This is a genomic window from Citrobacter amalonaticus, assembly GCF_002918555.1.
In the GTDB taxonomy this organism is placed as follows: domain Bacteria; phylum Pseudomonadota; class Gammaproteobacteria; order Enterobacterales; family Enterobacteriaceae; genus Citrobacter_C; species Citrobacter_C amalonaticus_A.
The window spans coordinates 986,362-1,009,778 of record NZ_PQMB01000002.1; the positions used below are offsets into that span (position 1 = coordinate 986,362).

Annotated in this window: 21 protein-coding genes and 2 pseudogenes; 15 read left to right on the forward strand and 8 right to left on the reverse strand. The window is 52.3% G+C overall.

What is annotated here, in order from left to right; all coding sequences use genetic code 11:
- The first annotated feature begins 7 nt into the window (after positions 1–7).
- Positions 8–1,684 (forward strand): choline dehydrogenase, encoded by a 1,677-nt coding sequence (gene betA, locus C3432_RS10255; protein WP_103776498.1) that lies wholly within the window; start codon positions 8–10, stop codon positions 1,682–1,684.
- Between the two features lie 37 nt (positions 1,685–1,721).
- On the opposite strand, the gene C3432_RS10260 is transcribed toward betA, so the two are convergent.
- On the reverse strand, positions 1,722–2,426 hold the full coding sequence (locus tag C3432_RS10260; RefSeq protein ID WP_103776499.1) for a GNAT family N-acetyltransferase: 705 nt from the start codon (positions 2,424–2,426) through the stop codon (positions 1,722–1,724).
- 140 nt (positions 2,427–2,566) lie between these two features.
- On the opposite strand from C3432_RS10260, the gene C3432_RS10265 reads away from it, so the two are divergent.
- A complete protein-coding gene (locus C3432_RS10265; protein ID WP_103776500.1) occupies positions 2,567–3,685 on the forward strand; it encodes a YbdK family carboxylate-amine ligase in 1,119 nt (372 codons plus the stop codon).
- Positions 3,686–3,750: 65 nt separating this feature from the next.
- Positions 3,751–3,999, forward strand: coding sequence for a DUF1158 domain-containing protein (locus tag C3432_RS10270; protein ID WP_103776501.1), 249 nt, complete (start codon positions 3,751–3,753; stop codon positions 3,997–3,999).
- Positions 4,000–4,109: 110 nt separating this feature from the next.
- On the opposite strand, the gene C3432_RS10275 is transcribed toward C3432_RS10270, so the two are convergent.
- Together C3432_RS10275 and C3432_RS10280 are read right to left on the reverse strand one after the other, a co-directional pair.
- Positions 4,110–4,451, reverse strand: coding sequence for a RamA family antibiotic efflux transcriptional regulator (locus C3432_RS10275; RefSeq protein WP_103776502.1), 342 nt, complete (start codon positions 4,449–4,451; stop codon positions 4,110–4,112).
- Positions 4,448–5,581, reverse strand: a complete 1,134-nt coding sequence (locus C3432_RS10280; protein ID WP_103776953.1) for an MBL fold metallo-hydrolase — start codon at positions 5,579–5,581, stop codon at positions 4,448–4,450. The genes C3432_RS10275 and C3432_RS10280 overlap by 4 nt, the downstream gene beginning before the upstream one ends.
- 192 nt (positions 5,582–5,773) lie before the next feature.
- Between C3432_RS10280 and C3432_RS10285 the strand changes: the two genes are divergently transcribed.
- From C3432_RS10285 to C3432_RS10300, 4 genes are all read left to right on the forward strand, one after another.
- The gene (locus C3432_RS10285; RefSeq protein WP_103776503.1) at positions 5,774–6,355 is read left to right on the forward strand and encodes a TetR/AcrR family transcriptional regulator; all 582 of its coding nucleotides are present in this window, start codon (positions 5,774–5,776) and stop codon (positions 6,353–6,355) included.
- Positions 6,355–6,723, forward strand: a complete 369-nt coding sequence (locus tag C3432_RS10290; RefSeq protein ID WP_103776504.1) for an MmcQ/YjbR family DNA-binding protein — start codon at positions 6,355–6,357, stop codon at positions 6,721–6,723. The genes C3432_RS10285 and C3432_RS10290 overlap by 1 nt, the downstream gene beginning before the upstream one ends.
- Before the next feature lie 105 nt (positions 6,724–6,828).
- Positions 6,829–7,482 carry an oxygen-insensitive NAD(P)H nitroreductase gene (gene nfsB / locus C3432_RS10295; protein WP_103776505.1) on the forward strand — a complete coding sequence of 218 codons (654 nt, stop codon included), beginning with the start codon at positions 6,829–6,831 and terminating at the stop codon, positions 7,480–7,482.
- A gap of 113 nt (positions 7,483–7,595) precedes the next feature.
- Positions 7,596–8,843 carry a mechanosensitive ion channel family protein gene (locus C3432_RS10300; RefSeq protein WP_103776506.1) on the forward strand — a complete coding sequence of 416 codons (1,248 nt, stop codon included), beginning with the start codon at positions 7,596–7,598 and terminating at the stop codon, positions 8,841–8,843.
- 43 nt (positions 8,844–8,886) lie between these two features.
- Here C3432_RS10300 and pheP read toward each other — a convergent pair whose 3' ends face one another.
- Positions 8,887–10,254 carry a phenylalanine transporter gene (pheP, locus tag C3432_RS10305; protein WP_103776507.1) on the reverse strand — a complete coding sequence of 456 codons (1,368 nt, stop codon included), beginning with the start codon at positions 10,252–10,254 and terminating at the stop codon, positions 8,887–8,889.
- A gap of 340 nt (positions 10,255–10,594) precedes the next feature.
- Between pheP and C3432_RS10310 the strand changes: the two genes are divergently transcribed.
- The 8 genes and pseudogenes from C3432_RS10310 (at position 10,595) to C3432_RS10350 (ending at position 17,173) form a co-directional block, all read left to right on the forward strand.
- Positions 10,595–11,770, forward strand: a complete 1,176-nt coding sequence (locus C3432_RS10310; RefSeq protein WP_103776508.1) for a DnaJ family molecular chaperone — start codon at positions 10,595–10,597, stop codon at positions 11,768–11,770.
- Positions 11,770–12,045: pseudogene (locus tag C3432_RS27930) on the forward strand (YybH family protein); the annotation flags it as partial. The gene C3432_RS10310 and the pseudogene C3432_RS27930, both read left to right, overlap by 1 nt.
- 29 nt (positions 12,046–12,074) lie before the next feature.
- On the forward strand, positions 12,075–12,584 hold the full coding sequence (locus tag C3432_RS10320) for a GNAT family N-acetyltransferase (RefSeq protein WP_103776509.1): 510 nt from the start codon (positions 12,075–12,077) through the stop codon (positions 12,582–12,584).
- A gap of 258 nt (positions 12,585–12,842) precedes the next feature.
- Positions 12,843–13,763 carry an alpha/beta hydrolase gene (locus C3432_RS10325; protein WP_103776510.1) on the forward strand — a complete coding sequence of 307 codons (921 nt, stop codon included), beginning with the start codon at positions 12,843–12,845 and terminating at the stop codon, positions 13,761–13,763.
- A gap of 602 nt (positions 13,764–14,365) precedes the next feature.
- Positions 14,366–14,845, forward strand: a complete 480-nt coding sequence (locus tag C3432_RS10335; protein ID WP_103776511.1) for a GNAT family N-acetyltransferase — start codon at positions 14,366–14,368, stop codon at positions 14,843–14,845.
- 272 nt (positions 14,846–15,117) lie between these two features.
- The gene (locus C3432_RS10340) at positions 15,118–15,630 is read left to right on the forward strand and encodes a GNAT family N-acetyltransferase (protein ID WP_103776512.1); all 513 of its coding nucleotides are present in this window, start codon (positions 15,118–15,120) and stop codon (positions 15,628–15,630) included.
- A 170-nt stretch (positions 15,631–15,800) separates the two neighbouring features.
- Entirely contained in the window at positions 15,801–16,538 is a 738-nt protein-coding gene (locus C3432_RS10345) for a hypothetical protein (RefSeq protein WP_103776513.1), read from the forward strand.
- Positions 16,539–16,760: 222 nt separating this feature from the next.
- Positions 16,761–17,173: pseudogene (locus tag C3432_RS10350) on the forward strand (VOC family protein).
- Here C3432_RS10350 and C3432_RS10355 read toward each other — a convergent pair.
- Genes C3432_RS10355 through C3432_RS10370 form a run of 4 tightly spaced genes read right to left on the reverse strand, consistent with a single transcriptional unit; the run spans position 17,140 to position 23,334 of the window.
- Complete coding sequence (locus tag C3432_RS10355; protein ID WP_103776514.1) at positions 17,140–20,274, reverse strand: CusA/CzcA family heavy metal efflux RND transporter; 3,135 nt, start codon at positions 20,272–20,274, stop codon at positions 17,140–17,142. The pseudogene C3432_RS10350 and the gene C3432_RS10355 sit on opposite strands and share 34 nt — an antisense overlap.
- A gap of 11 nt (positions 20,275–20,285) precedes the next feature.
- Positions 20,286–21,545, reverse strand: coding sequence for an efflux RND transporter periplasmic adaptor subunit (locus tag C3432_RS10360; protein ID WP_103776515.1), 1,260 nt, complete (start codon positions 21,543–21,545; stop codon positions 20,286–20,288).
- A 35-nt stretch (positions 21,546–21,580) separates the two neighbouring features.
- Positions 21,581–21,925 carry a cation efflux system protein CusF gene (gene cusF / locus C3432_RS10365; RefSeq protein WP_103776516.1) on the reverse strand — a complete coding sequence of 115 codons (345 nt, stop codon included), beginning with the start codon at positions 21,923–21,925 and terminating at the stop codon, positions 21,581–21,583.
- 26 nt (positions 21,926–21,951) lie between these two features.
- Entirely contained in the window at positions 21,952–23,334 is a 1,383-nt protein-coding gene (locus tag C3432_RS10370; RefSeq protein ID WP_103776517.1) for an efflux transporter outer membrane subunit, read from the reverse strand.
- Positions 23,335–23,417 lie beyond the last annotated feature (83 nt).

Here is a 23,417-nt window from a genome sequence, read left to right on the forward strand (position 1 = left end):
GGTTTATTTGCATTTTGACTACATCATCATTGGTGCCGGTTCTGCCGGCAACGTACTGGCGACACGATTAACCGAAGACAGCGATACCACCGTCCTGCTGCTGGAAGCGGGCGGCCCGGATTATCGCGCCGATTTCCGCACCCAGATGCCCGCTGCGCTGGCGTTCCCGTTGCAGGGAAAACGCTATAACTGGGCTTATGAAACGGAACCAGAACCCCATATGAACTATCGCCGCATGGAGTGCGGTCGCGGGAAAGGTCTGGGCGGATCCTCGCTAATTAACGGCATGTGTTATATCCGCGGCAACGCCATGGATCTCGATAACTGGGCGAAAGAGCCGGGTCTTGAACACTGGAGTTATCTCAACTGCCTGCCCTACTACCGCAAGGCAGAAACTCGCGATATCGGGGCAAATGACTACCACGGCGGCGAAGGCCCGGTGAGCGTTACCACGCCAAAACACAATAACAATCCGCTGTTTCATGCGATGGTGGACGCTGGCGTGCAGGCGGGGTATCCGCGAACAGACGATCTCAACGGCTATCAGCAGGAAGGGTTTGGCCCGATGGACAGAACCGTCACGCCGCAGGGACGCCGCGCCAGCACCGCACGCGGCTATCTCGATCAGGCGAAGAAACGCCCGAATCTGACGATCGTCACTCACGCCCTGACCGACCACATTATCTTTGACGGTAAAAAAGCGATCGGCGTGGAGTGGCTGGAAGGCGACAGCACCATTGCGACGCGAGCGTTCGCCCGCAAAGAAGTGCTGCTCTGCGCCGGGGCGATTGCCTCTCCGCAGATCCTGCAACGCTCCGGGGTGGGCGATGCGGCATTGCTGAAAGCCTTCGATATCCCGCTGGTACACGATCTGCCGGGCGTGGGGGAAAATTTGCAGGATCACCTGGAAATGTATTTGCAATACGAGTGCAAAGAACCCGTGTCGCTCTACCCTGCCCTGCAGTGGTGGAATCAGCCGAAGATTGGCGCCGAATGGCTGTTCGGCGGAACGGGCGTCGGAGCAAGCAACCATTTCGAAGCGGGAGGATTTATCCGCAGCCGCGAAGAGTTTGCCTGGCCGAATATTCAGTACCACTTCCTGCCGGTGGCGATTAACTATAACGGTTCTAACGCGGTGAAAGAGCACGGTTTCCAGTGCCACGTGGGTTCGATGCGTTCACCCAGCCGCGGCTATGTGCATCTGAAATCCCGCGATCCGCGCGAGCATCCGGCGATTCTGTTTAACTACATGTCCACAGAGCAGGACTGGCAGGAGTTCCGCGATGCCATTCGCATCACCCGGGAAATCATGAATCAGCCAGCGCTGGATAAATATCGCGGGCGGGAAATCAGCCCGGGCATTGACTGCCAGAGCGACGAACAGCTCGACGCCTTTGTGCGCGACCATGCCGAGACGGCGTTCCATCCCTGTGGGACCTGCAAAATGGGTTATGACGAAATGGCGGTGGTCGATGGTGAAGGACGAGTCCACGGCGTGGAAAACCTGCGCGTGGTGGATGCGTCCGTCATGCCGCAAATCATCACCGGTAACCTGAATGCCACCACGATAATGATTGGCGAGAAAATTGCCGATGCGATCCGTGGCCGCGAACCGTTAGCCAAAAGCCCCGCTCGCTACTACGTGGCGGGCAACGCGCCGGTTCGCCAGGCACCACAACGCTAAAACAGCACTCCGCTCTGGATGCAGAGCGGAGACTGCCTTACTGCTCGCGGCACTGGGCCAGCGTTTTACGCTGCTGGCCCTGCGCATCAAAATTCTCCGGGGAGAGCCAGCGCGCAAGCGCGTTGTTACACTGCGGCCATTCACTGTCAATCATCGACAGCCAGTCGCTGTCACGGTTACGCCCTTTACGAACGATTTTTTGCCGGAAGCGCCCTTCGAAAACAAACCCTAAGCGCTCCGCCGCACGCCGCGACGCCAGATTGAGTGAATCACATTTCCACTCCACGCGCCGGTAACCACGGGCAAACGCGCACTGCAACAGGAGCCAGATGGCCTCCGTGCCGAGGACGGTATTTTTCATGCGCGGCGACCAGGTGACATGCCCAATCTCGACCGACCCGTGTTCCCGTTCGATAGCCATAAAACAGACCAGCCCAACGGCACGTTCTGAACGCAGGTCAATGACCGCAAAAGGAACCAGACAATCGTCATTTTCTTTGCCAGTAATCCAGTGTCGGGTTGACTCAAGGCTCTGAGGGCGATCGCTGAACATCCACGTCCAGTCACGCTCATCGGGCGCCTGAGCATAAGCGTCAAAGAGATCGCCCGCATGACGCTCAGAATTGAGCGGTTCAAGGCGACACCAGCGCCCCTCCAGCGTCTTACGGGGTAATTCTGGCGCCCCCTGCCAGTCCGGTAACGCGTCGCCCACCGTCTGACCATATTGATTAATTTCCGGCACAGTTCACCTCAAACAGGTTGGTTTTCATTTTTATATCAGTTCTTTATTGCTGGTAAAAGCAGCAATCTTAAAATCTCATTCACACAACAAATCAACCCCCCTCCTATACTTAGAGCAAAATACCGGCCAAAGAGATCGCTATGCCTCTGGATGACTTTCACGTTTCTGAACCCTTTACGTTGGGCATTGAGCTGGAAATGCAGGTGGTTAATCCGCCGGGTTATGACCTGAGTCAGGGGTCATCAGTGCTGATTGCGGCACTAAAAGATCGGGTTACCGCGGGAGAAGTGAAGCACGATATCACCGAAAGTATGCTGGAGATGGCAACCGGCGTGTGTCACAACATTGACCAGGCCAGCGCGCAGTTTTCTGCGATGCAGCAGGTTGTCTTGCAAGCCGCCGCCGACCATCATCTCGCAATCTGCGGAGGCGGCACGCACCCTTTCCAGAAATGGCAGCGGCAGGAGGTCTGCGACAACGAACGCTATCAACGCACGCTGGAAAACTTCGGCTACCTCATTCAGCAGGCCACTGTCTTCGGTCAGCACGTGCATGTCGGCTGTGCTGGCGGGGATGACGCCATCTACCTGCTGCACGGTCTGTCGCGTTTTGTTCCCCACTTTATTGCCCTCTCTGCCGCCTCACCCTATATGCAGGGTTCCGACACCCGCTTTGCCTCCTCCCGGCTGAATATTTTCTCCAGTTTTCCGGACAATGGTCCCATGCCGTGGGTCAGCAACTGGCAAGCGTTCGAAGGGTTGTTTCGCCGTTTGAGCTACACCAGCATGATCGACAGCATCAAGGATTTACACTGGGATATTCGCCCCAGCCCACATTTTGGCACCGTGGAAGTGCGGGTGATGGACACGCCGCTGACCCTGAAGCACGCGGTGAATATCGCCGGATTGATTCAGGCGACAGCGCACTGGTTGCTGAATGAACGCCCCTTTAAGCATCAGGAGAGAGACTATTTGTTGTACAAATTTAACCGTTTCCAGGCATGTCGGTACGGACTGGAGGGGATCCTCACCGACGTGCACACCGGTGAACACCACCGGCTGGCAGATGAAACGCGTAAACTGCTGGAAAACGTCGCGCCATCAGCTGATAAAGTGGGCGCCGCCAGCGCCATTGCGGCACTCAATCACCAGGTCAGTAACGAACGCAATGAAGCGCAGGAGATGCGGGATTTTGTCGCTGATGGCGGTTCACTGACTGGCCTGGTAAAAAAACACTGTGAGATCTGGGCCGGAGGTTAGGTCGGGGTTTGCGTTAACAGGTAATATCCCGGACAATGGCTTTTTAACTCAAGTTTAACAATGCCATGAAACACCCGCTCGAATCGCTGATGACTGCCGCAGGTATTCTGCTGATGGCTTTTCTCTCCTGTCTGCTGCTGCCCGCGCCTTCGCTCGGCCTGACGCTGGCGCAAAAGCTGGTAACCACCTTCCACCTGATGGATCTTAACCAGCTTTATACCCTGTTGTTCTGTCTGTGGTTTTTAGCGCTTGGCGCCCTCGAATACTTCATCATCCGCTTTATCTGGCGACGCTGGTTTTCACGGGCGGACTAAACAGGTGAAGTCTCTCATCCCGTGTATCAGCGCCTCGCACTATGCCATGTAATCGTGCCCACCCGACCAGGTTCAAAATGGCAAGCAAAAAAGCCTGATGGGCCAGGCTCTTAATGGGGGCGGGAGTGGTTTTCTTTCCGGTAGGCGCCGGGCGGCTGGTTAAATGTACGGGTGAAGATCCGCGTGAATGTTTGCTGCGAATCAAACCCGTACTTCAGGCAAATGTCGTACACCTTCTGATCGGTGTTACGTAGATCCTGCGCCGCCAGCAGCAGCTTACGCTCGCGAATATAGCGCCCAAGACTCTCCCCTTTGTACTGCAAAAATAGCCGTTGCAGATGCCATTTAGAGTAGCCCGCATGGCGGGCAATATCGTCAATGCGCAATGGCTGATTCAAGTTATCATCAATCCACTCGACAATCGTGTCGATGACCTGAGCGGAAATAGTCATTCTTCTCTCCCCTCTGACAAAACAGGCGCCTGCTCCCACCAGCGTGCAAAAGACTGGTTGGGATCGTTTAACCTCACGGGTTCACCCTGCGTCGGGGTCAGCAGGCGGTAATCTTTATTGCGACTCGCAAACGCCAGACGTTTGTACGGATCGTCCCAGGTGTGTTTCGCCAGCACAAAGCGTCCGGCATGACCAGGCAAAATGGCTTTTGCCCGTAAATCTTGTGCGGCCTGCGCCGTCTCTTCTGGCATCATATGAATGTACTTCCAGTCCTGGTCATACTGTCCGTTTTCCATGATAGCCAGATCCACCGTGCCAAACTGTTCTCCTATGGCGCGGAAATGCGGTCCATAGCCGGAATCACCGCTGTAGTAAACCTTCTGTTCCGGCGTCTCAAACATGAAGCTCGCCCACAGCGTCTGGTTACGCTTAATCCCGCGACCGGAAAAATGCCGTGCGGGCAGCACGTGAACCAGCAGGGAGTCATCAATCCGCACCGACTGATTCCAGTCCCGCTCGTCGATGATCTTATCGCTCATCCCCCAGTAGCGCAGATGCGAACCCACGCCCAGCGGGGTGATGACCCGTTTGACCTTCGGCATCAGCGCTTTGATGGTGGCGTAATCCAGATGATCGTAGTGATCGTGAGAGATAATCAGCAGATCGATCTCCGGCATGTTCTGCGCGGTCCACGGGTAGTTACCGTCAAATGCCTTATTAAGAAACGAAAACGGGGCGGCATAGTGGCTGAAGACCGGATCGATCAGGATACGCTTGCCCGCCAGTTGCAGGTACCAGGATGAGTGTCCCAGCCAGACCAATCTTTCGTGTTCCAGCGGCAAACTGGCAAGGTCGGTCGCCACCAGCGGCAATGGACGGGCAGGACGGGCGTTCTCGCGTTTTGCGACTAAAAACTCCCACCAGGCTGCCAGCATCCCTTTGTCACCGGTATATCCAGGCGTAGGCAGTTGATTATGAAACTGACCATCACGATAGTTCGGCGATTGTTCAACCTGGCTAAGTTGCGCCCCCTGGGGTGGCTGACCAAACCCAGGATTAAGGATAAAAGGTAACGTTGCTGCACTGGCAATAAGCATAATAATAACCACACAAACTGTGAAACGTTTCATATTCCTGACCTGAATACGCATACCTTTCCGCTGGTTTGCGTGGTTGACGCTTGATTATGAGTGAGTAAGCACTCATTATAAAAAGCGAAAGATTCGCGTCAAGATGATTTTCAATCTTTGACATTCGCCGTTGCGGCGCTGCACAGGCCGTGATTCAATCACCTTTTTTTACAGACTTAAGGGTAAAGTGTAGTGGCTCGTCCGAAGAGTGAAGACAAAAAACAAGCGTTACTGGAAGCCGCAACGACTGCCATTGCACAATCCGGGATCGCCGCATCCACCGCCGTGATTGCCCGCAATGCCGGGGTTGCAGAGGGAACGTTGTTTCGCTATTTCGCAACAAAAGACGACTTAATTAATGAGCTTTATCTGTACCTGAAACAGAATCTTTGCCAGTCCATGATGGCAAATCTGGATCGCTCTATCACCGATGCCAGGCCCCTGACGCACTATATCTGGCACAGCTATATCAACTGGGGGCTGAACCACTCGATGGGGCACCGCGCCATCCGCCAGCTCGCGGTCAGCGAGAAGATCACCAAAGAAACGGAGCAACAGGCCGACGACATGTTTCCCGAACTGCGCGACCTTTGTCATCGTTCGGTATTGCCGGTCTTTATGTCTGACGACTACCGCGCGTTTGGTGACGCGTTGTTCCTGACGCTGGCAGAAACCACAATGGAATTCGCCGCCCGCGACCCGGCTCGCGCCAGCGAATTCATTTCGTTAGGTTTTGAAGCAATGTGGCGCGCACTGACCCGTGAGGATAATTAATGGAAGGAAAAACCCTGCAGGAATGCGCGAAACACCTCGCGCTGGAGCTTCCTTTTACGGAGCACTGTTGGCCTTTTGGCCCGGAATACGATGTCTTCAAAGTGGGTGGAAAAATATTCATGATTGTCACCGGACAGCATGGGCGTCGGTTAATCAACCTGAAATCTGACCCACAAAAATCGCTGTTAAATCAGCAGATTTACCCCAGCATAACCCCGGGTTACCACATGAACAAAAAGCACTGGATCTCGGTGTCCGGCGGGGATGACATCAACGAATCGCTGCTCAATGAGCTGGTGAATGACTCGTGGAATTTAGTGGTGGACGGGCTGGCGAAGAAGGATCAAAAGCGTCTGCGGCCCGACTGATTGGTCGTGAGCGCCGATAACTGTTTTCGCATTTTTCTCTCTTATCATTTTCTGACGAACCTTGTAACCTGCTGGCACTCAGAATTATTCACACCAGGAGTATTTATGGATATCGTTGAAATTGCGTTAAAACGCCACTCCACGAAAGCATTCGATCCCAGCAAAAAATTGACGGCTGAACAGGCCGAAAAATTAAAAACCCTGCTGCAATACAGCCCGTCCAGCACCAACTCTCAGCCGTGGCATTTTATCGTCGCCAGCACGGAGGAAGGCAAAGCGCGCGTGGCAAAATCAGCTGCCGGGAACTTTGTCTTTAACGAACGTAAAATGCTTGATGCCTCCCACGTGGTGGTGTTCTGCGCCAAAACAGCCATGGATGACGCCTGGCTGGAACGCGTTGTCGATCAGGAAGAGGCCGATGGTCGTTTTGCCACGCCGGAAGCGAAAGCGGCTAACCACAAAGGTCGCACCTTCTTTGCCGATCTGCACCGTAAGGAGCTGAAGGACGACAGTCACTGGATGGCAAAACAGGTCTATCTGAACGTCGGTAATTTCCTGCTGGGCGTTGCCGCGATGGGGCTGGATGCTGTACCGATTGAAGGATTTGATGCCGCAGCGCTTGACGCTGAGTTTGATCTGAAAGCGCAAGGCTACACCAGCGTGGTGGTGGTTCCGGTTGGTCATCACAGCGTTGAAGACTTCAATGCCGCGCTGCCGAAATCCCGCCTGCCGCAGGCAACAACAATCACGGAAGTCTGATTCTGTCGACAGCAAGCAACGCCGTCCTGTTCGGTTATTTCATCAGATTGACCTGATTTGCATAAACTCCACACAGCGGTCATCATAGGCCGCTGTTTTATAAAGGAGACGTTATGCAGGAACTGATAACTCAGGTTGAAGATCTCGCCGGTATTGAAATAGATCACACCACTTCGCTGGTGATGATTTTCGGCATTATTTTTCTGACGGCCGTGATTGTGCATATTATTTTGCACTGGATCGTGCTGCGTACATTTGAAAAGCGAGCCACCGCCAGCTCCCGCCTGTGGCTGCAAATTATTACTCAGAACAAATTCTTTCATCGACTGGCTTTTACCCTGCAGGGGATTATCGTCAATATCCAGGCTGCGCTCTGGCTGCAAAAAGGCAGTGAAGCGGCAGAGATTCTGACCACCTGCGCTCAGCTGTGGATCATGATGTATGCCCTGCTGTCGCTCTTCTCCTTGCTGGATGTCATCTTAAATCTCTCGCAGAAATGGCCTGCCGCCTCGCAACTGCCGCTAAAAGGTATTTTCCAGGGCATTAAGCTTATCAGCGCCATTTTTGTCGGCATTCTGATGATTTCTCTGCTGATCGGCCAGTCCCCGGCCATTCTGATCAGCGGACTGGGCGCCATGGCCGCCGTACTGATGTTAGTGTTTAAAGATCCGATATTAGGCCTTGTCGCGGGCATTCAGCTCTCTGCGAACGACATGCTCAAACTGGGCGACTGGTTAGAAATGCCGAAATACGGCGCTGACGGCGCGGTCATTGACATTGGCTTAACCACGGTAAAAGTGCGTAACTGGGATAACACTATCACCACCATTCCTACGTGGTCGCTGGTCTCGGATTCCTTTAAAAACTGGAGCGGGATGTCAGCTTCAGGCGGTCGCCGTATTAAGCGCAGTATCAGCATTGACGCCACCAGCATTCATTTTCTCGACGAAGAGGAGCAGCAGCGCCTGTACAAATCCCAGCTGTTAAAGCCCTATTTAGAGACTCGCCATCAGGAAATTAATGCGTGGAACCAGCAGCTGGACGCGCCGGACTCGGTATTAAACCATCGCCGGATGACTAATATTGGCACCTTTCGCGCTTATCTGAACGCGTATTTACGCAACCACCCACGCATTCGTAAAGATATGACGCTTATGGTGCGCCAGCTCGCTCCTGACGATCACGGTTTACCCATCGAAATCTATGCGTTTACCAATACCGTCGTCTGGCTGGAATATGAAAGCATTCAGGCCGATATTTTCGACCATATCTTTGCAGTGGTGGAGGAGTTCGGTCTGCGCATTCATCAGTCGCCGACCGGCAACGATATTCGCGCACTTTCAGGCGCGTTCCAGCGTTAATTCAGCAAGGAGCCGATCTCATCGTGATGAGATCGGCAAGCCGTTAGCGCACCTTACGACGCAGAAGTTTGAAGGCTGCAAACAGAAATGCGATCCACACCGGCAGCAAAAGTGCTGACATACGCATATCGTCGATGGTACACATCAGCACCAGGATCATCGCCAGAAAGGCAATGCAGAGATAGTTGCCAAACGGATAAAGCAGCGCTTTAAACTGTGTGTCACGCCCTTTGCGACGCATCGCCGCGCGAAAGCGCAGGTGCGCCAGGCAGATCATGATCCAGTTCAGCAGCAGCGTCGCCACCACCAGCGCCATCAGCAGACTGAAGGCTTTCTGCGGCAGCAGATAGTTAATCAACACCACCAGCGAGGTGATCGCTCCGGAAAGCAGCAGCGAATTCACCGGTACGCCGCGGCGGCTGACGCGAGTCAGAAATTTCGGCGCATTCCCCTGAATGGAAAGGCCAAACAGCATTCGACTGTTGGAGTAGACGCCGCTGTTGTACACCGAAAGCGAGGCCACCAGAATGACAAAGTTCAGCGCGGAAGCGACCACGTTGCTGTCAAGATTGTGGAAGATCATGACAAACGGGCTGCTACTGGATTTCACTTCCACCCACGGATAGAGCGCCAGCAGAACCACCAGCGAGCCGATATAAAACAGCAGAATGCGATAAACCACCTGGTTAACGGCTTTGGGGATACTCTTTTGCGGATCGCGTGCTTCAGCGGCGGTTATCCCTATTAACTCAAGACCGCCAAAGGAGAACATGATCACCGCCAGAGACAGAATCAGGCCATTCCAGCCGGTGGCAAAGAAGCCGTTATAGCGCCAGAGATTATCAATGCTCGCATGTTCGCCGCCGTTGCCCGAAAACAACATCCACAGGCCAAAGCCAATCATTCCAATGATAGCCAGTACCTTAATCAGCGCGAACCAGAACTCCGTTTCGCCATACAGACGCACGTTCACGAGGTTAACGGCATTAATAATAATGAAGAAGGCAGCTGCCCAGACCCAGGTCGGCACATCGGGAAGCCAGTACTGCATGTAAATGCCGGCAGCGGTCAGTTCCGCCATTCCAACCAGCACAAACATGACCCAGTAGTTCCAGCCGGAAAGAAAACCAGCAAACGGCCCCCAGTATTTATAAGCAAAATGGGCAAACGATCCAGAAACCGGCTCTTCCACCACCATCTCGCCGAGCTGGCGCATGATGAGAAAAGCGATAATCCCGGCGACGCCGTAGCCCAACAAAACTGCCGGCCCCGCCATCTGAATTGCGGGTCCAATCCCCAGAAACAGACCGGTACCAATCGCGCCACCCAGCGCAATCAGCTGAATATGCCGGTTTTGTAATCCCCGTTGTAGCGTCGGCTCACTCTCCGACGCAATTGACGCGTTTTTCACGTCCTACCCCTGTGTCTTTTTATTGGTGGAGCACCTTTTAACATTTCAACCTGGTTGTCGCAAGGCGCAATCCACGCGGATGCATCACGCTTAGCGTCATTTCGGATAACCCACCGCAGTGCCCACAGATACGCACTAAAACAGAAAAAGTGAACGGCGGGTTCGAAATGTGAGGTTTTTGGCAGAACCGTAAGCCGGTAATAAATTTTATGAATAATTCTGGACGAAAAGGCATTGCAGACCACAGAATGCGGTTTGACTATTTTTCCCTGTACTTTCAAACAGGTGACTTAAATTAAATTGGTCGCCCGGATGAGATCGACGCCAGAAACCGGTTGTTATGAACAAGATCATAAAACGACTTGAGATTATCAAAAGCGCTATCGAACTTGAGGATGAAGAGATCATCCATCAGCAACTTGTCCATCTGAAACGCGAGGATGCTCATCTCGCGATAAGTTCGATTGCACAGGCAATTGAAGAACGTCGGTTCAGCGATGCCATGCGTGAAATCGCCAGCTGGTTGCAAAGTCAGCGTGCCGTCTCCACGTGGCAGGATCCGACCATTGCCGCCAGCAAACTGGAGCTAAAAGCCCTCGAAACGCAATGGCGTGAGCTTATTGATAAGCGCAATGCCCGTATCCAGATCCTGGACGATTTCAACGATCTGTATCATTTACGTCTCGGTCCTCTTATGAGCCGCATTCTTGAGTTACGTAAACAACTGGCGGCCAGCGCCCTGCGCAGGCAGGAAGCCGAACTCAGACGCCGTGAAAAAGATTATCTCTCCTGCCAGCAGTACATTTCGCAGGCCATCGATAAGCTTACGAGACTGAAACAGCACTGGATAAGCCTGAACGCCTCTTCACGCGAGGCCATGGAAACTCGCCAGCAGATCCAACAGCAAACGGAGTTAATTACCGCACTGTTGGCGGAAATCCGCGAGCTGGAGAATGATTTCTCCCGTAAGGACGACGGCGCCACCCGTCAGGCCCAGGAAGACGCCGCTCATGAATATGAGGAATATCAGGAACAGCAGCAGGATGCACTGCACCGTTTTGCGCGCGACAGGCTGCTTTCCGCCGAGGAGCGTAGCGAGCTTAAACGATTATGGAGGCAGGCCAGTCGACTGTGTCATCCGGATATCGTCGCTGATGAGCAGAAAGAGAAAGCACATCAGATGATGGTCCAGCTTAATCTCGCCCGACAGAATGCCGATCTGGCAAGAATTCGCGCATTGCTCAGCCAGTTACAGAGCGGTCTGGAACCGATGATGGCCAGCGACAGGCTGAATAATCTTGCGCATCTGCGGCAAAAAATAGAACAGTTGCGAGAGCAAATTCGTCTGCTGTTAAAAGAGATAGCCGAGCTGGAGAAAGAAAATGCCTGGCGTCTCGCGACATCAGTGGAGGATAAAGAGACCTGGTTATCTGAACAAGAGCGCTCGCTTACGGAACTTCGTGACGCGCTGGAAGGCCAGGTGAAAGACGCAGAACGGGAGAGTCTTGCCGGGTAATCCGCAAAGCCTTCATTGCCATCTCTGATTATTTTCAAGTGCAGCTAAGGGTGGAACAGGGGGAGATGCAGGTCATAGAAGGTGGCGGCAACGCTCTTGTTATTATGGAAACGGTGCTTCGTTTCCCCGATGGTCATAGCGGAACAGTTGAAACCACACGTCGCGCAACCTATGTATTTTAGCAGGAAAGCGATGGTCGCTGGCTTTGCGCACGGCACGTCCCCTTTTGGACGCTGATAATGCTTAAAACGCGTTGCCGGACAGACAGCGGGTAATTCTCGCCACAAACATGGAGAATTCAGTCATGGACTTCACTATCGGACCCGCACAGCCTGAACACTTCGGCGTGCTACGCGCTATTGAGCTGGCGGCTTTTGAAACATTGCGGGATGCAGGTGCGGTGACAGGTCAGGCCTGCGCAAGTAGCCTTGAGGAGCTGAGTGATTTCAGCCGCAACGGTTTGCTGCTTGCCGCCTGGACGCCTGATTCAGTTCCCGTCGGGTTTGCAGCAGGCAAGGTGGAGGATAGATGGCTGCACGTTGCTGAAATTGACGTACATCCGGACTGGCAGCGCCACGGAATCGGCAGACGGCTTATGCAGGCGCTTCTGCGTGCCGGGCAGCAACGCGGTCTGGCGGGTGCGACGCTGACAACGGACAGCATGGCCGCTTTCAATGCCAGATTTTACGCCACGTTAGGCTTTAATATTGTGGAAGGTCACGCGCGACCGCCGCATCTGGTAAACCTGAACGCAGAGGAGATAGCGAAAGGTTTCAATCCGTCGCGGCGTGCAGGAATGTGGCTGATCTTTTAGGGCTTAGTGCAGGGAACGATCTGCTTCTAAGTCATCGCCGTCTGATATTGTCGCTGTAGGCAACTTTGTGCCAGGAGTGGACATTACAGGCGCAATGGCACCACCCTAAGCTCATTGCAATATCTGATGTCTTCACTGACAGGAACTACGGTCATGACCGGCTTCCAATGTTAACTTTTTTAATAGATTATAAAAATTCCCCTGAAAAATTATACTCTCAGTTTGTTGCTCAAATTTCATCTCTAAGGAGGGATTTTTATGGCTCTTGAACCAGAAATGGCAAATCTTGTAAACGACTTCATCTCTGCAGGTTGTCCGTCATCCCGTAATCAGACTTTCCAGGAACGTCGGGCTGGTTATGTCGCAAGCACAGCACTGGCTGGTAGTACTGAGACTCGCGTAAATGTTGAAGATATGATTATTGACACCATACCGTTGCGCATTTTCTCGCCCTTAAATGAAGAGAAAGTGTTACCTGCGGTTGTCTATTATCATGGTGGCTGTTTTGTGAGTGGCGGTTTTTCAACCCATGAAAATCAATTGCGACAAATTGCTTTCCTGAGTGGTTTCCGTGTTATTGCTGTGCAGTATCGTTTAGCGCCAGAACATACTTATCCTGCAGCACATGATGATGCCGAATATGCCGCTAACACTGTATGGAAACACGCACAAGCGTTGGGTATCGACCGTAATTGTATAACATTAATGGGAGACAGCGCGGGTGGCCATCTTGCTCTGATAACAGCGTTGCGAGTGAGAAGTTCAGGTCAGTGGTTACCCAGACAGTTAGTACTCATTTATCCTATGCTGGATGCAACAGCATCATCTGACAGCTATAAGTTAAACGGCAGTGATTATGTGATTACTCGTGATACGCTAATTACCGGTTTCGAAGCCTATTTCCCTCATACCAATTTTAATCACCCCGACGCCAGTCCGTTATTTCGTAATGATTTCTCGGGGCTGCCGCCAATACATATCATTACAGCAGAATATGACCCCTTGCGCGATGAAGGTGAAGCCTTGTTTGTTCGCATGACACAACAGGGGGTAAAGTGCACGGCACAACGCTATCTCGGCGTCATCCACGGCTTCTTTCAGCTTGGAGGTATTAGCCAGACAGCACGTAATCTGATGCGGGACATTTGCTCCCTTCTTCGTTCAATTGATAAGCGATGACATACTTTTTTAATCAGGTCATTACCTTATCGTTAAATCAAGAATATAGCGGATCAAAGGCGAACTACGACATAACGTCCGCTTCACACCCTGAGACATTCAACACTCTTTTTATGGCCTAATAAGTAAAGGCGAGTGTCAGCAAATCGCTCACAGCAGACCTTCGTTTCATGGCAACGTCCCCCCTTGATTAAGGATAGCGTTGCATCGACCCGTTGAACTCACAGCCATAACCAGATATAGAAAATACCCTGATACGTAAATCAACAGGGTTTAGGTGCGGCAAATCACGCTGCAACCGCCCGAAGGAGTCAGCATAAATCACGAGGGTTACCCTGAGAAATATTTACCTGACGAGCCGAAGCCCTATCGAGACAATTCTTTTGAATTCTTCACAAAGGATATGCTCTGACTGTGTACAACGCGCAGCGTGCTTCAGTCCGCGGCTTAACAGTTGCCTGTCAACCTTTGCTTGCGCATAGCCTTTTCTTTGGTAGAGGATTTGCACACAGAGAAGGACACCATAAGAAATATATATTAGACAAATACGTTGTCACATATTTTTATGTTAAAAATTTGTAGCCAACTCACTGGGAAACCTCATGTTCACGATCAAAACTGACGACCTCTCGCATCCAGCAGTGCAAGCATTAGTGGCCTACCATATTTCCGGCATGCTGGAACAGTCCCCACCAGAAAGCAGCCATGCTCTGGATGTTCAAAAACTGCGTGAACCGGCAGTGATATTTTGGTCAGCATGGGAAGGAGAACAACTCGCGGGAATTGGCGCGCTGAAAATGCTGGATGATGAACATGGTGAGCTGAAATCAATGCGTACCGCGCCAGATTTTTTACGCCGCGGTGTAGCGAAACAGCTTTTGCTGCATATCTTGCAGGTTGCGCATGTCAAAGGCCTGCAGCGTTTGAGTTTAGAAACGGGGACACAACCAGGATTTGCTGCCTGCCATCAACTTTATATCAAGTACGGTTTCGTTGACTGCGAGCCGTTTGCTGATTATCAGCCTGATCCAAACAGTCGTTTTATGATGTTGGTTTTATGCGAAAAGGATAAACTTTCATGACTAATGCAGAGATAACGCGATCATATTACTTCAAAAAATAACGTCCGCCCCTCGCTCAAAGCAGACCTGGCAGTGAGTTGGCCTGTCTGCTTCGAGCCAGACGCTGACATCGATAAAAAATAACTTAATGGTCGAACTCCACCAACTCCAGACCTTAGGTTGCGTATTCAAAGTTTTAGGATAAGACAGTCAGAACGGACAGGTAGACTTAACAGGCCGTATATATTACAAATTTAATATCACTTTTCTCTCGTAAAGTAAGAGCCTATCCCATGTCTTTAATCATACGACAAGCAACATTAGCCGATTCAGGATTACTAAATGAGCTTGGCTACCGCATCTATCCTGCGCATTTTAAGCATATGTGGAAGTCAGAATCAGAATTTTATAATTATTTGGAGGGTGAATATTCCCTTCCTGTTATTAAGCAGAATATTAATGACAAAAACATTAGCTGGTATATAGCTGAAATCGATCAGCCGATTGGTTTTGTGAAGCTGACCTGGCAAGCCACTATCCCGAATACGGACATCAGCGGTGTTTTACTTAACAAACTCTACCTTGCCCCAACCAAAACGAATCAGCATTACGGTCAACTAATGTTCAGTAAAGTCATCGTTCTTGCCCGAAGTAAGGGGAAAAATTTTTTATGGCTGGAGGTTCTTGAGCAAAACGAAGGTGCTCAAAAATTCTATAAAAAGCAGGGAATGAAATACATCAGCGACATCGTTTTCGAAACAAATTCACAGAGGAGCATACTCAAGTTAATGGGGATGTGTATATAACGTCCGCTCCCCGCTCACAGCAGACCTTCGCTTCTTACATGTTGACTGTTCCGTACCAGAAGCCGACGTTGCTAAGTCAGCACTACATTAATTATTAGAGAGCAGGTCGAGGCGATTGCGGTTTTTTTCGCGAATGATAGCATTGTGTCTTTTCTATCAGGTGCAGGGAAGTGAGCAAAGCGAAAACCATTAAAGGGATTAAGGTTCAGAGAAGTGATCAGGAGCTTGAAAACCTCCTGAGCGCCTGGGTCAAAGCAATTGTACGTTATACCACGGCCAATAAGTATGATAACCCCTGGTGGTACAACGAAAGGGCTTCGCTAAGCGTGTTAGCTGGAGCGGCATGGACCCTCAAAAATTGGCTCGCCCTGGAAGAATTTTCGACCCTGAAGCGTCACCGCACCCTTGAGCCAGGTGTCGATAGTGGCTCGCTGCGACACGGTCGTTGCGATCTCTTTGTGCAGTCCCCGAACACGAGCTATGCAATTGAAGCGAAGCAGACGGTGCAGTCGATCGGTGCTCGTTCCGATGGTTACACTTTTGTTAATCGTGCAATGCAAAAGGCCTGGGCAGACTCTGGGGACCTGAGTAACAGAGAGGCGTATCGTCGATTCGCTGTCACTTTCATCGTTCCCTATATACCTACGAGTGAAGTGCTGATCAAAAAAGATGGCGTGGGGAAAGTATGTCCGGAAAAAGTGGAGCGAGTGATTAAGAACTGGTTAACCGATCAGCCTGATTTTTTGGGTGCATCCATGAAACGTACCGACTTCGCCTTCATTTTCCCGCAATTAGGTAATCAGCATTATTCGCTGAAAGGAAAACACTATCCTGGTGTAGTCATAGTGTTTGAAGAACGCTACCGCGCGCATCGCCGTCAAACGATATCTGAGGAACAAGTCCTCTGACCGATTTTTTAATTTATCGCCGCAACAGGTTTTATTTGCAGCCGAAAGCGTTCTTCATCAATATTCATTTTGGACCGTTATGAAGAGCAGCATCATGCCAGAAGCAGAGGTCTACAAGGCGGGTATTATGTAGACTCTCATGGACAAATTAAAAATATGGCTGCGTATAAACTCAAGGTGGATCTCAACATTCAAGCCGTATCTTCTCCAGGATAACCTTAAATGTTTACTCATATGCGTATTGCCAGACCGGTCACCAATCCTGAACGAACTGTTCTGATGTACCGCCAGGGGCTGGGCCTGCACAAAATGGCTGAATTCAACGATATGACGGTTTCAATGGAATGATGTCAGGGCGAGAGGGTTTAAGCTGGCATACAGAATTCACTTGTTGTCATAACCATCCCGTGCAACCTTTGCAAACTGAGGAAGATTTGCTCGTTCTTTATTATTCAGATGAAAACGAATGGATACATGCCTGCAAAAGAATGATCGATGCTGGTTTTAAAACGATAAATTCGTTTAACCCACAGCTCAGGCTGACCGTCAGATCAGGTCCGGGCGAATACACCTTTGTCCTGGTGAATACCCGCCCCCCCGACTATCGATGCCTGTGCAACCACATCAGCTTATAGGCCGCAGGAATGATGAACAGCGACAGTAACGGCGCTGTGATCATTCCACCAATCATCGGCGCCGCAATGCGGCTCATCACCTCCGAGCCTGCTCCGGTTCCCCATAAAACAGGCAGCAAACCCGCGATAATCACCGCCACGGTCATGGCCTTTGGCCGCACCCGTAGCACCGCGCCGTGATATAACGCCTCATCGAGCTTTTGCACAGTAAAGGTCTGCGTATTTTCCAGCGTGGGTTCAGCTTCAATGGCATGACGCAGATACATCAGCATCACGACGCCAAACTCAGCAGCAACGCCCGCCAGCGCGATAAACCCCGTTCCGGTCGCCACCGATAAATGAAATCCCATCCAGTAGAGGAACCAGATGCCGCCCACCAGGGCGAACGGGACGCTGGTAACGATCAGCAGCGCTTCTCCCACGCGGCGAAATGCCAGGTACAGCAAAACAAATATAATCATCAGCGTCATCGGCACCATTAGCTTAAGCTTATGGTTTGCCCGCTCAAGAAGTTCAAACTGCCCCGAAAACGTCACGCTGGTGCCGGGCTTCAGTTGAACCTGTTCAGCAATCGCTTTTTTCAGATCGTTAACCACCGACACCATGTCACGGTCGCGGGCGTCAATGTAGATCCAACTGGCAGGGCGGGCATTTTCCGTTTTTAACATTGATGGACCGGCAACCACCTTCACTTCCGCCACATCCCCCAGCGTGATCTGCTGCTTCAACGGCGTCAGAATCGGCAGCTGGCGCAGTGCCTGAGGGCTATCACGATAGCTCTGCGGGTAGCGCAGATTGATGGGATAGCGTGCAATTCCTTCAACCGTTTCCCCCACCATGGCACCGCCGACCGCAGAAGTGATAAACAGCTGCACATCGCCAACGGTCATCCCGTAACGGGCCGCTTTTTCCCGGTTAATGTCAATGTTGAGATAACGTCCCCCCTCGAGCCGCTCCGCCAGTGCGGAAGCGATGCCCGGAACGGTTCTGGCGACCTCTTCAATCTGCTCTGCCATCGCGTCGATATCGCCCGGCACATTCCCTGACACCTTAATGCCAATGGGGCTTTTGACACCGGTGGAGAGCATATCGATCCGGTTACGAATCGGCGGTACCCACAGGTTTGCCAGCCCCGGCAGACGAACGGTTTTGTCCAGTTCGGCGACAATCTTGTCCATCGTCATTCCCGGACGCCACTGATCCTGCGGTTTAAGCGCAATGGTCGTCTCCACCATCTCCAGCGGTGCCGAATCTGTCGCCGTCTCCGCTTTACCGGTCTTACCAAACACTCTGGCAACTTCCGGCACGGTCATAATCAGCTTGTCCGTTTTCTGGAGCATACTCGCCGCTTCCGCAGCGGAAATCCCCGGCAGCGTGGAAGGCATGTACAACAAATCGCCCTCATTAATCTGTGGTAAAAACTCGCCGCCGACCTTACTCAGCGGCCAGACGACCGTCAGGATAGAGAGCGCCGCCACCAGCAGCGTGGTCTTCGGCCAGCGCAGCACTTTCAACAACAGCGGATGGTAAATACGGATCAAAAAGCGGTTCAGCGGGTTGCTGCTTTCCGCCGGAATTTTACCGCGGATCCAGTACCCCATCAGAATGGGGATCACCACGATGGCCAGAAGCGCAGCACCTGCCATGGCATAGGTTTTCGTGAAAGCCAGCGGGCCAAACAGACGCCCTTCCTGCCCTTCCAGCGTAAAAATCGGGATAAAAGAGAGGGTGATAATCAGCAGGCTGATGAACAGCGCCGGTCCCACCTCTACCGAGGCGTTGGTGATGACCTGCCAGCGGGTTTCGTTATCCAGCTTTTCAGCCGGATGCTGATGCTCCCACTCCTCCAGACGCTTATGGGCGTTTTCAATCATCACGATGGCGGCGTCCACCATCGCCCCTACCGCAATGGCGATCCCGCCGAGGGACATGATATTGGCATTCAGCCCCTGGAAGTGCATGACGATAAACGCAATACACAGCCCCAGCGGCAGGGAAATAATCGCCACCAGCGCAGAACGCACGTGCCACAAGAACAGCGCGCAAACCAGCGCCACCACGATAAATTCCTCCAGCAATTTATCGCTGAGATTGTCAATGGCGCGATCGATGAGCTGACTGCGATCGTATGTTGTCACTATTTCCACGCCTTCCGGCAGGCTGCTCTTTAGCGTTTCCAGTTTACTTTTTACAGCAGAGATCACTTCCCGCGCGTTTTTCCCCGAACGCAGGATCACCACCCCGCCCGCAACCTCGCCTTCGCCATTAAGCTCGGCAATGCCGCGCCGCATCTCCGGGCCCAGCTGCACCCTGGCGACATCGCGCAGATAAACCGGCACGCCACTTTCCCCTGACTTCAGAACAATATGATTGAAGTCATCCTGGGATTGCAGATAGCCACTGGCGCGGACCATATATTCTGCCTCAGAGAGCTCAACAGACGATCCCCCCGCCTCCTGGTTAGAGCTGTCCAGTGCCGACTTCACCTCCGCCAGACTGATGCCGTATTGGGTGAGCTTCATCGGATCGATGACCACCTGATACTCTTTCACCACACCGCCAACCGAGGCAACTTCCGCCACGTTGGGGATCGTTTTTAACTCATATTTCAGAAACCAGTCCTGTAACGAACGCAGCTCTGCAAGATCGTGCTTACCGCTACGGTCCACCAGGGCGTACTCAAAAATCCACCCCACGCCAGTGGCATCAGGTCCCATCTCCGCGCTGACCCCAGCCGGTAGCCTGCCCTGTACCTGGTTGAGGTATTCAAGAACGCGCGAACGCGCCCAGTATGGATCGGTGCCATCTTCAAAAATGACGTACACGTAAGAATCACCAAATTGTGAAAACCCGCGCACCGTTTTTGCGCCAGGGACTGACAGCATGGTGGTGGTCAACGGATAAGTGACCTGATTTTCCACAATCTGTGGCGCCTGCCCCGGATAGCGGGTTTTGACAATCACTTGGACGTCAGAAAGGTCGGGCAGCGCATCAACCGGCGTGTTGATGATAGTCCACGTTCCCCAGATGCTGAGGAACAGCGCCCCCATAACCACCAGAAACCGATTCGCAACCGAGCGGCGAATAATCCATTCAATCATTTGCGATTTCCTCAGTGCGAGTGGGCGGCGCGATCGGGCGTCACCGAAGGCGGCGTTGAGCGCATCCGATCCAGTGCGCCAGAAATATTGGCTTCAGAATCAATCAGAAACAGACCACTGGAAACAACCTTTTCACCTTCCGCCAGACCGGAACGGATGGCCGTCATCCCCTGAGACTCCTGGAAGACGGATACAAGCTTCGGCACAAAACGCCCCTCATCGTCCACCGTGATGACCCGCTGTTCATGGCCAGTATCAATCAGCGCTTTCGATGGAATAAGCAGCATCGGCTCGCTTTCGGTGTTCAGCCTGAGATACGCATTCATCCCCGGTTTGAGCGCTTCATCAGGGTTATCCACCTCCAGACGTATCTGCACCGTTCGGGTGGCAGCATCCACCCCTGGCAGAATGCGCCACTGGCGAAGGGTGAAACCTTTATCCGGGCGTGCGGGAACGGTAATGGCGAACTGCGAGGCATCCTTAATCAGCCAGGCGACAGACTCCGGAACGGCCGCGACGATCCATACCGGATCCATCCCCTGAATTTTCGCCACCACGCTGTCTTTTGCGATATTCATCCCGGCACGCAGATCGAAGGCGGTGATAACGCCATCAATGGGGGCTTTAAGGGTGAAACGGGTCTGTATTTTGCGGGTACTGACAAGGCGGCGAATATCCTCTTCCGGCATTCCGGCCAGCCGCAGACGCTCCAGAATCCCCTCAACCTGGGTTGCGGTGCCTCCTGTCTCCTTCAGCAACAGATATTCACTCTGCGCTTCAACCCAGTCAGGGATGGTGAGATCGATAAGCGGCGTCCCTTTTTTAACCTTGTCCCCTACGGTTAGCGGCCAGACCTTATCGATAAAGCCGGCTGAACGGGCCTGGACAATGAAAAACTGATACTCGTTGTAGCTCACGTTAGCCGGAAAAGTTTGTGCGTAAGCAAGCGGCCCGCGACGAACCCGGTCCGTTTTAACACCCAAATTCTGCGCCTGGGTCGGATCGATACGCACGCCTGCCGCGCTCGTCCCTTCACTCTCTTCATCGGCATATTTCGGCACCAGATCCATATCCATAAACGGCGATTTGCCCGGTTTATCGAAGCGTGTATTCGGATACATGGGGTCGTACCAGAACAGAACGTGACGGGCCTCTTTTTTCGCCGGTGGTATCTCCCCTGCCGGAGAGTGAGCCACAAATCCGACATAGCCCCCCACTGCGATAATTCCGCCCACGACCATGCTGCCGATAATAAGCGCGATATTTTTCATGAAATAATGCCCGGCGTTAAAATTGACGAAAAGAGTTACTGGCTCTGAATATCCTGTAATAAAGAGAGATTTCCCTGCTGGATAAAATGAAATGTGACTTTGTCGCCCGGCTTAATATCGCCCTGCTGCGTTTGCGGCGTTATCGTAAATCGCATCGTCATCGCCGGCCAGTTCATCGCCGGGATGGGCTCATGCTCGATAGTGATTTTTTTATTTTCCATATCAATGGCTTTAATCACGCCCGTCGCGTTAATAACCTGACTCTGCTCTGCGGCTGGCATCGCATTCATCATTTCACCATGATGGTGTTCAGCAGCCTGGACAGTAAATACCCCGGCAGCAAGCCCCGCGAAAATAGCCATTTTTAATACATTTCTCATTATTCATTCTCCTGAAAGAAAAAAGTTTATTTCACCCAGCCACCGCCGAGCGCGGTAAATAGCGTAATTTCGTTAACCTGTCTGGCATAATTGAGATCAAGCAATGCCTGGCGGGTAGAAAATAGTGAGCGTTCCGCATCCAGCACGTCGATATAGCTGACCACACCATTCTGATAGAGCGCTCTGGCGCGTTGCAGGGTAATTTGCAGTGAAGCCAGATAACGTTCCTGACCCGCAATCTGATCGGCCAGACTTTGACGCAGCGCCAGCGCATCAGCCACCTCTTTGAAGGCGTTCTGAATCTTCTGCTCGTAATTCACCACCGACTGCTGCTGACGAATCTCCGCCAGGGCGAGGCTGGACTGATTGCGACCGGCATTAAAAATGGGCAATTCCACCCTGGGAATGAAATTCCACATGCCACTCGCTGCATTAAATAAATTTGAGAGATCGCTGCTGGTGCCGGAAAGCCCACTGGTCAGCGTTATCGAGGGGAAAAACGCCGCACGCGCCGCGCCAATATTGGCGTTCGCCGCCATCAACGCGTGTTCCGCCTCCAGAATATCCGGACGCTGCAACAAAATTTGCGAAGAGAGCGAGGGGGGAAGCGCCACGCCCTGAATATCGCCACGGCTGGCGACCCGATCGTCCGGCAATTTACCATAGGTTCCCAATAACAGTTGCAGGGCATTATTGGCCTGAGCCAGCTCCCCTTCGCGTTTTGCAATGTCGCTGCGGGTACTTTCAATGACGCCTCGCGCCTGCTCCAGCGCCAGCACATTGCTACTTCCGGTTACCAGCTGTTTTTCCACTAGCGCGTAAGAACGCTCATAGTTTTGCAGCGTTTCCCGGGCAATTTGCAGCTGTGCATACGCCAGCCGCTGATTGAAGTAGCTTTGCGAAACATTAGAGATAAGCAGGATATGCACCGCCCGCCGCGCCTCTTCGCTGGCGAAATAGTTCTGTCGATCGGCTTCACTCATACTCCTGAGCTTGCCGAAGAAATCGAGATCGAAGCTCAGGTTCAGACCGGCCTCATATTCCCGGCGGGTGCGGGTATCCTCTTTTAATTTACCGCTCCAGTTGCCGCTGCTTTCAGCATTCAGCTGTGGATAACGGTCAGCGTCGGTCACACGATACTGCGCCCTCGCCTCCTGCACCTTTAACGCAGCCATACGCAGGTCGCGGTTGTTACGTAATGCTTCATCAATCAGCGTTTTCACCTGCTCATCAACGAAAAAGTGCTGCCAGCCGCTGTCCTGGTACCCTGTCGGGGTGGCAACCAGCCGGTTTTGACTCAGGGAAAACTGTTGCGGTACCGGTAGCGCCGGGCGCTGGTAGTCGGGTGTCAGGGAACAGCCGCTCAAAACAAACATCACGCTGAGCGTAAGAAGCTTTATTTTGCACATAGACGCTCTGTAATACCCCTGATTTACGTATGAGTTTTATGGCGTAAACTTTACCAGGCGCTCTCTGTTCAGGTCATGACAGG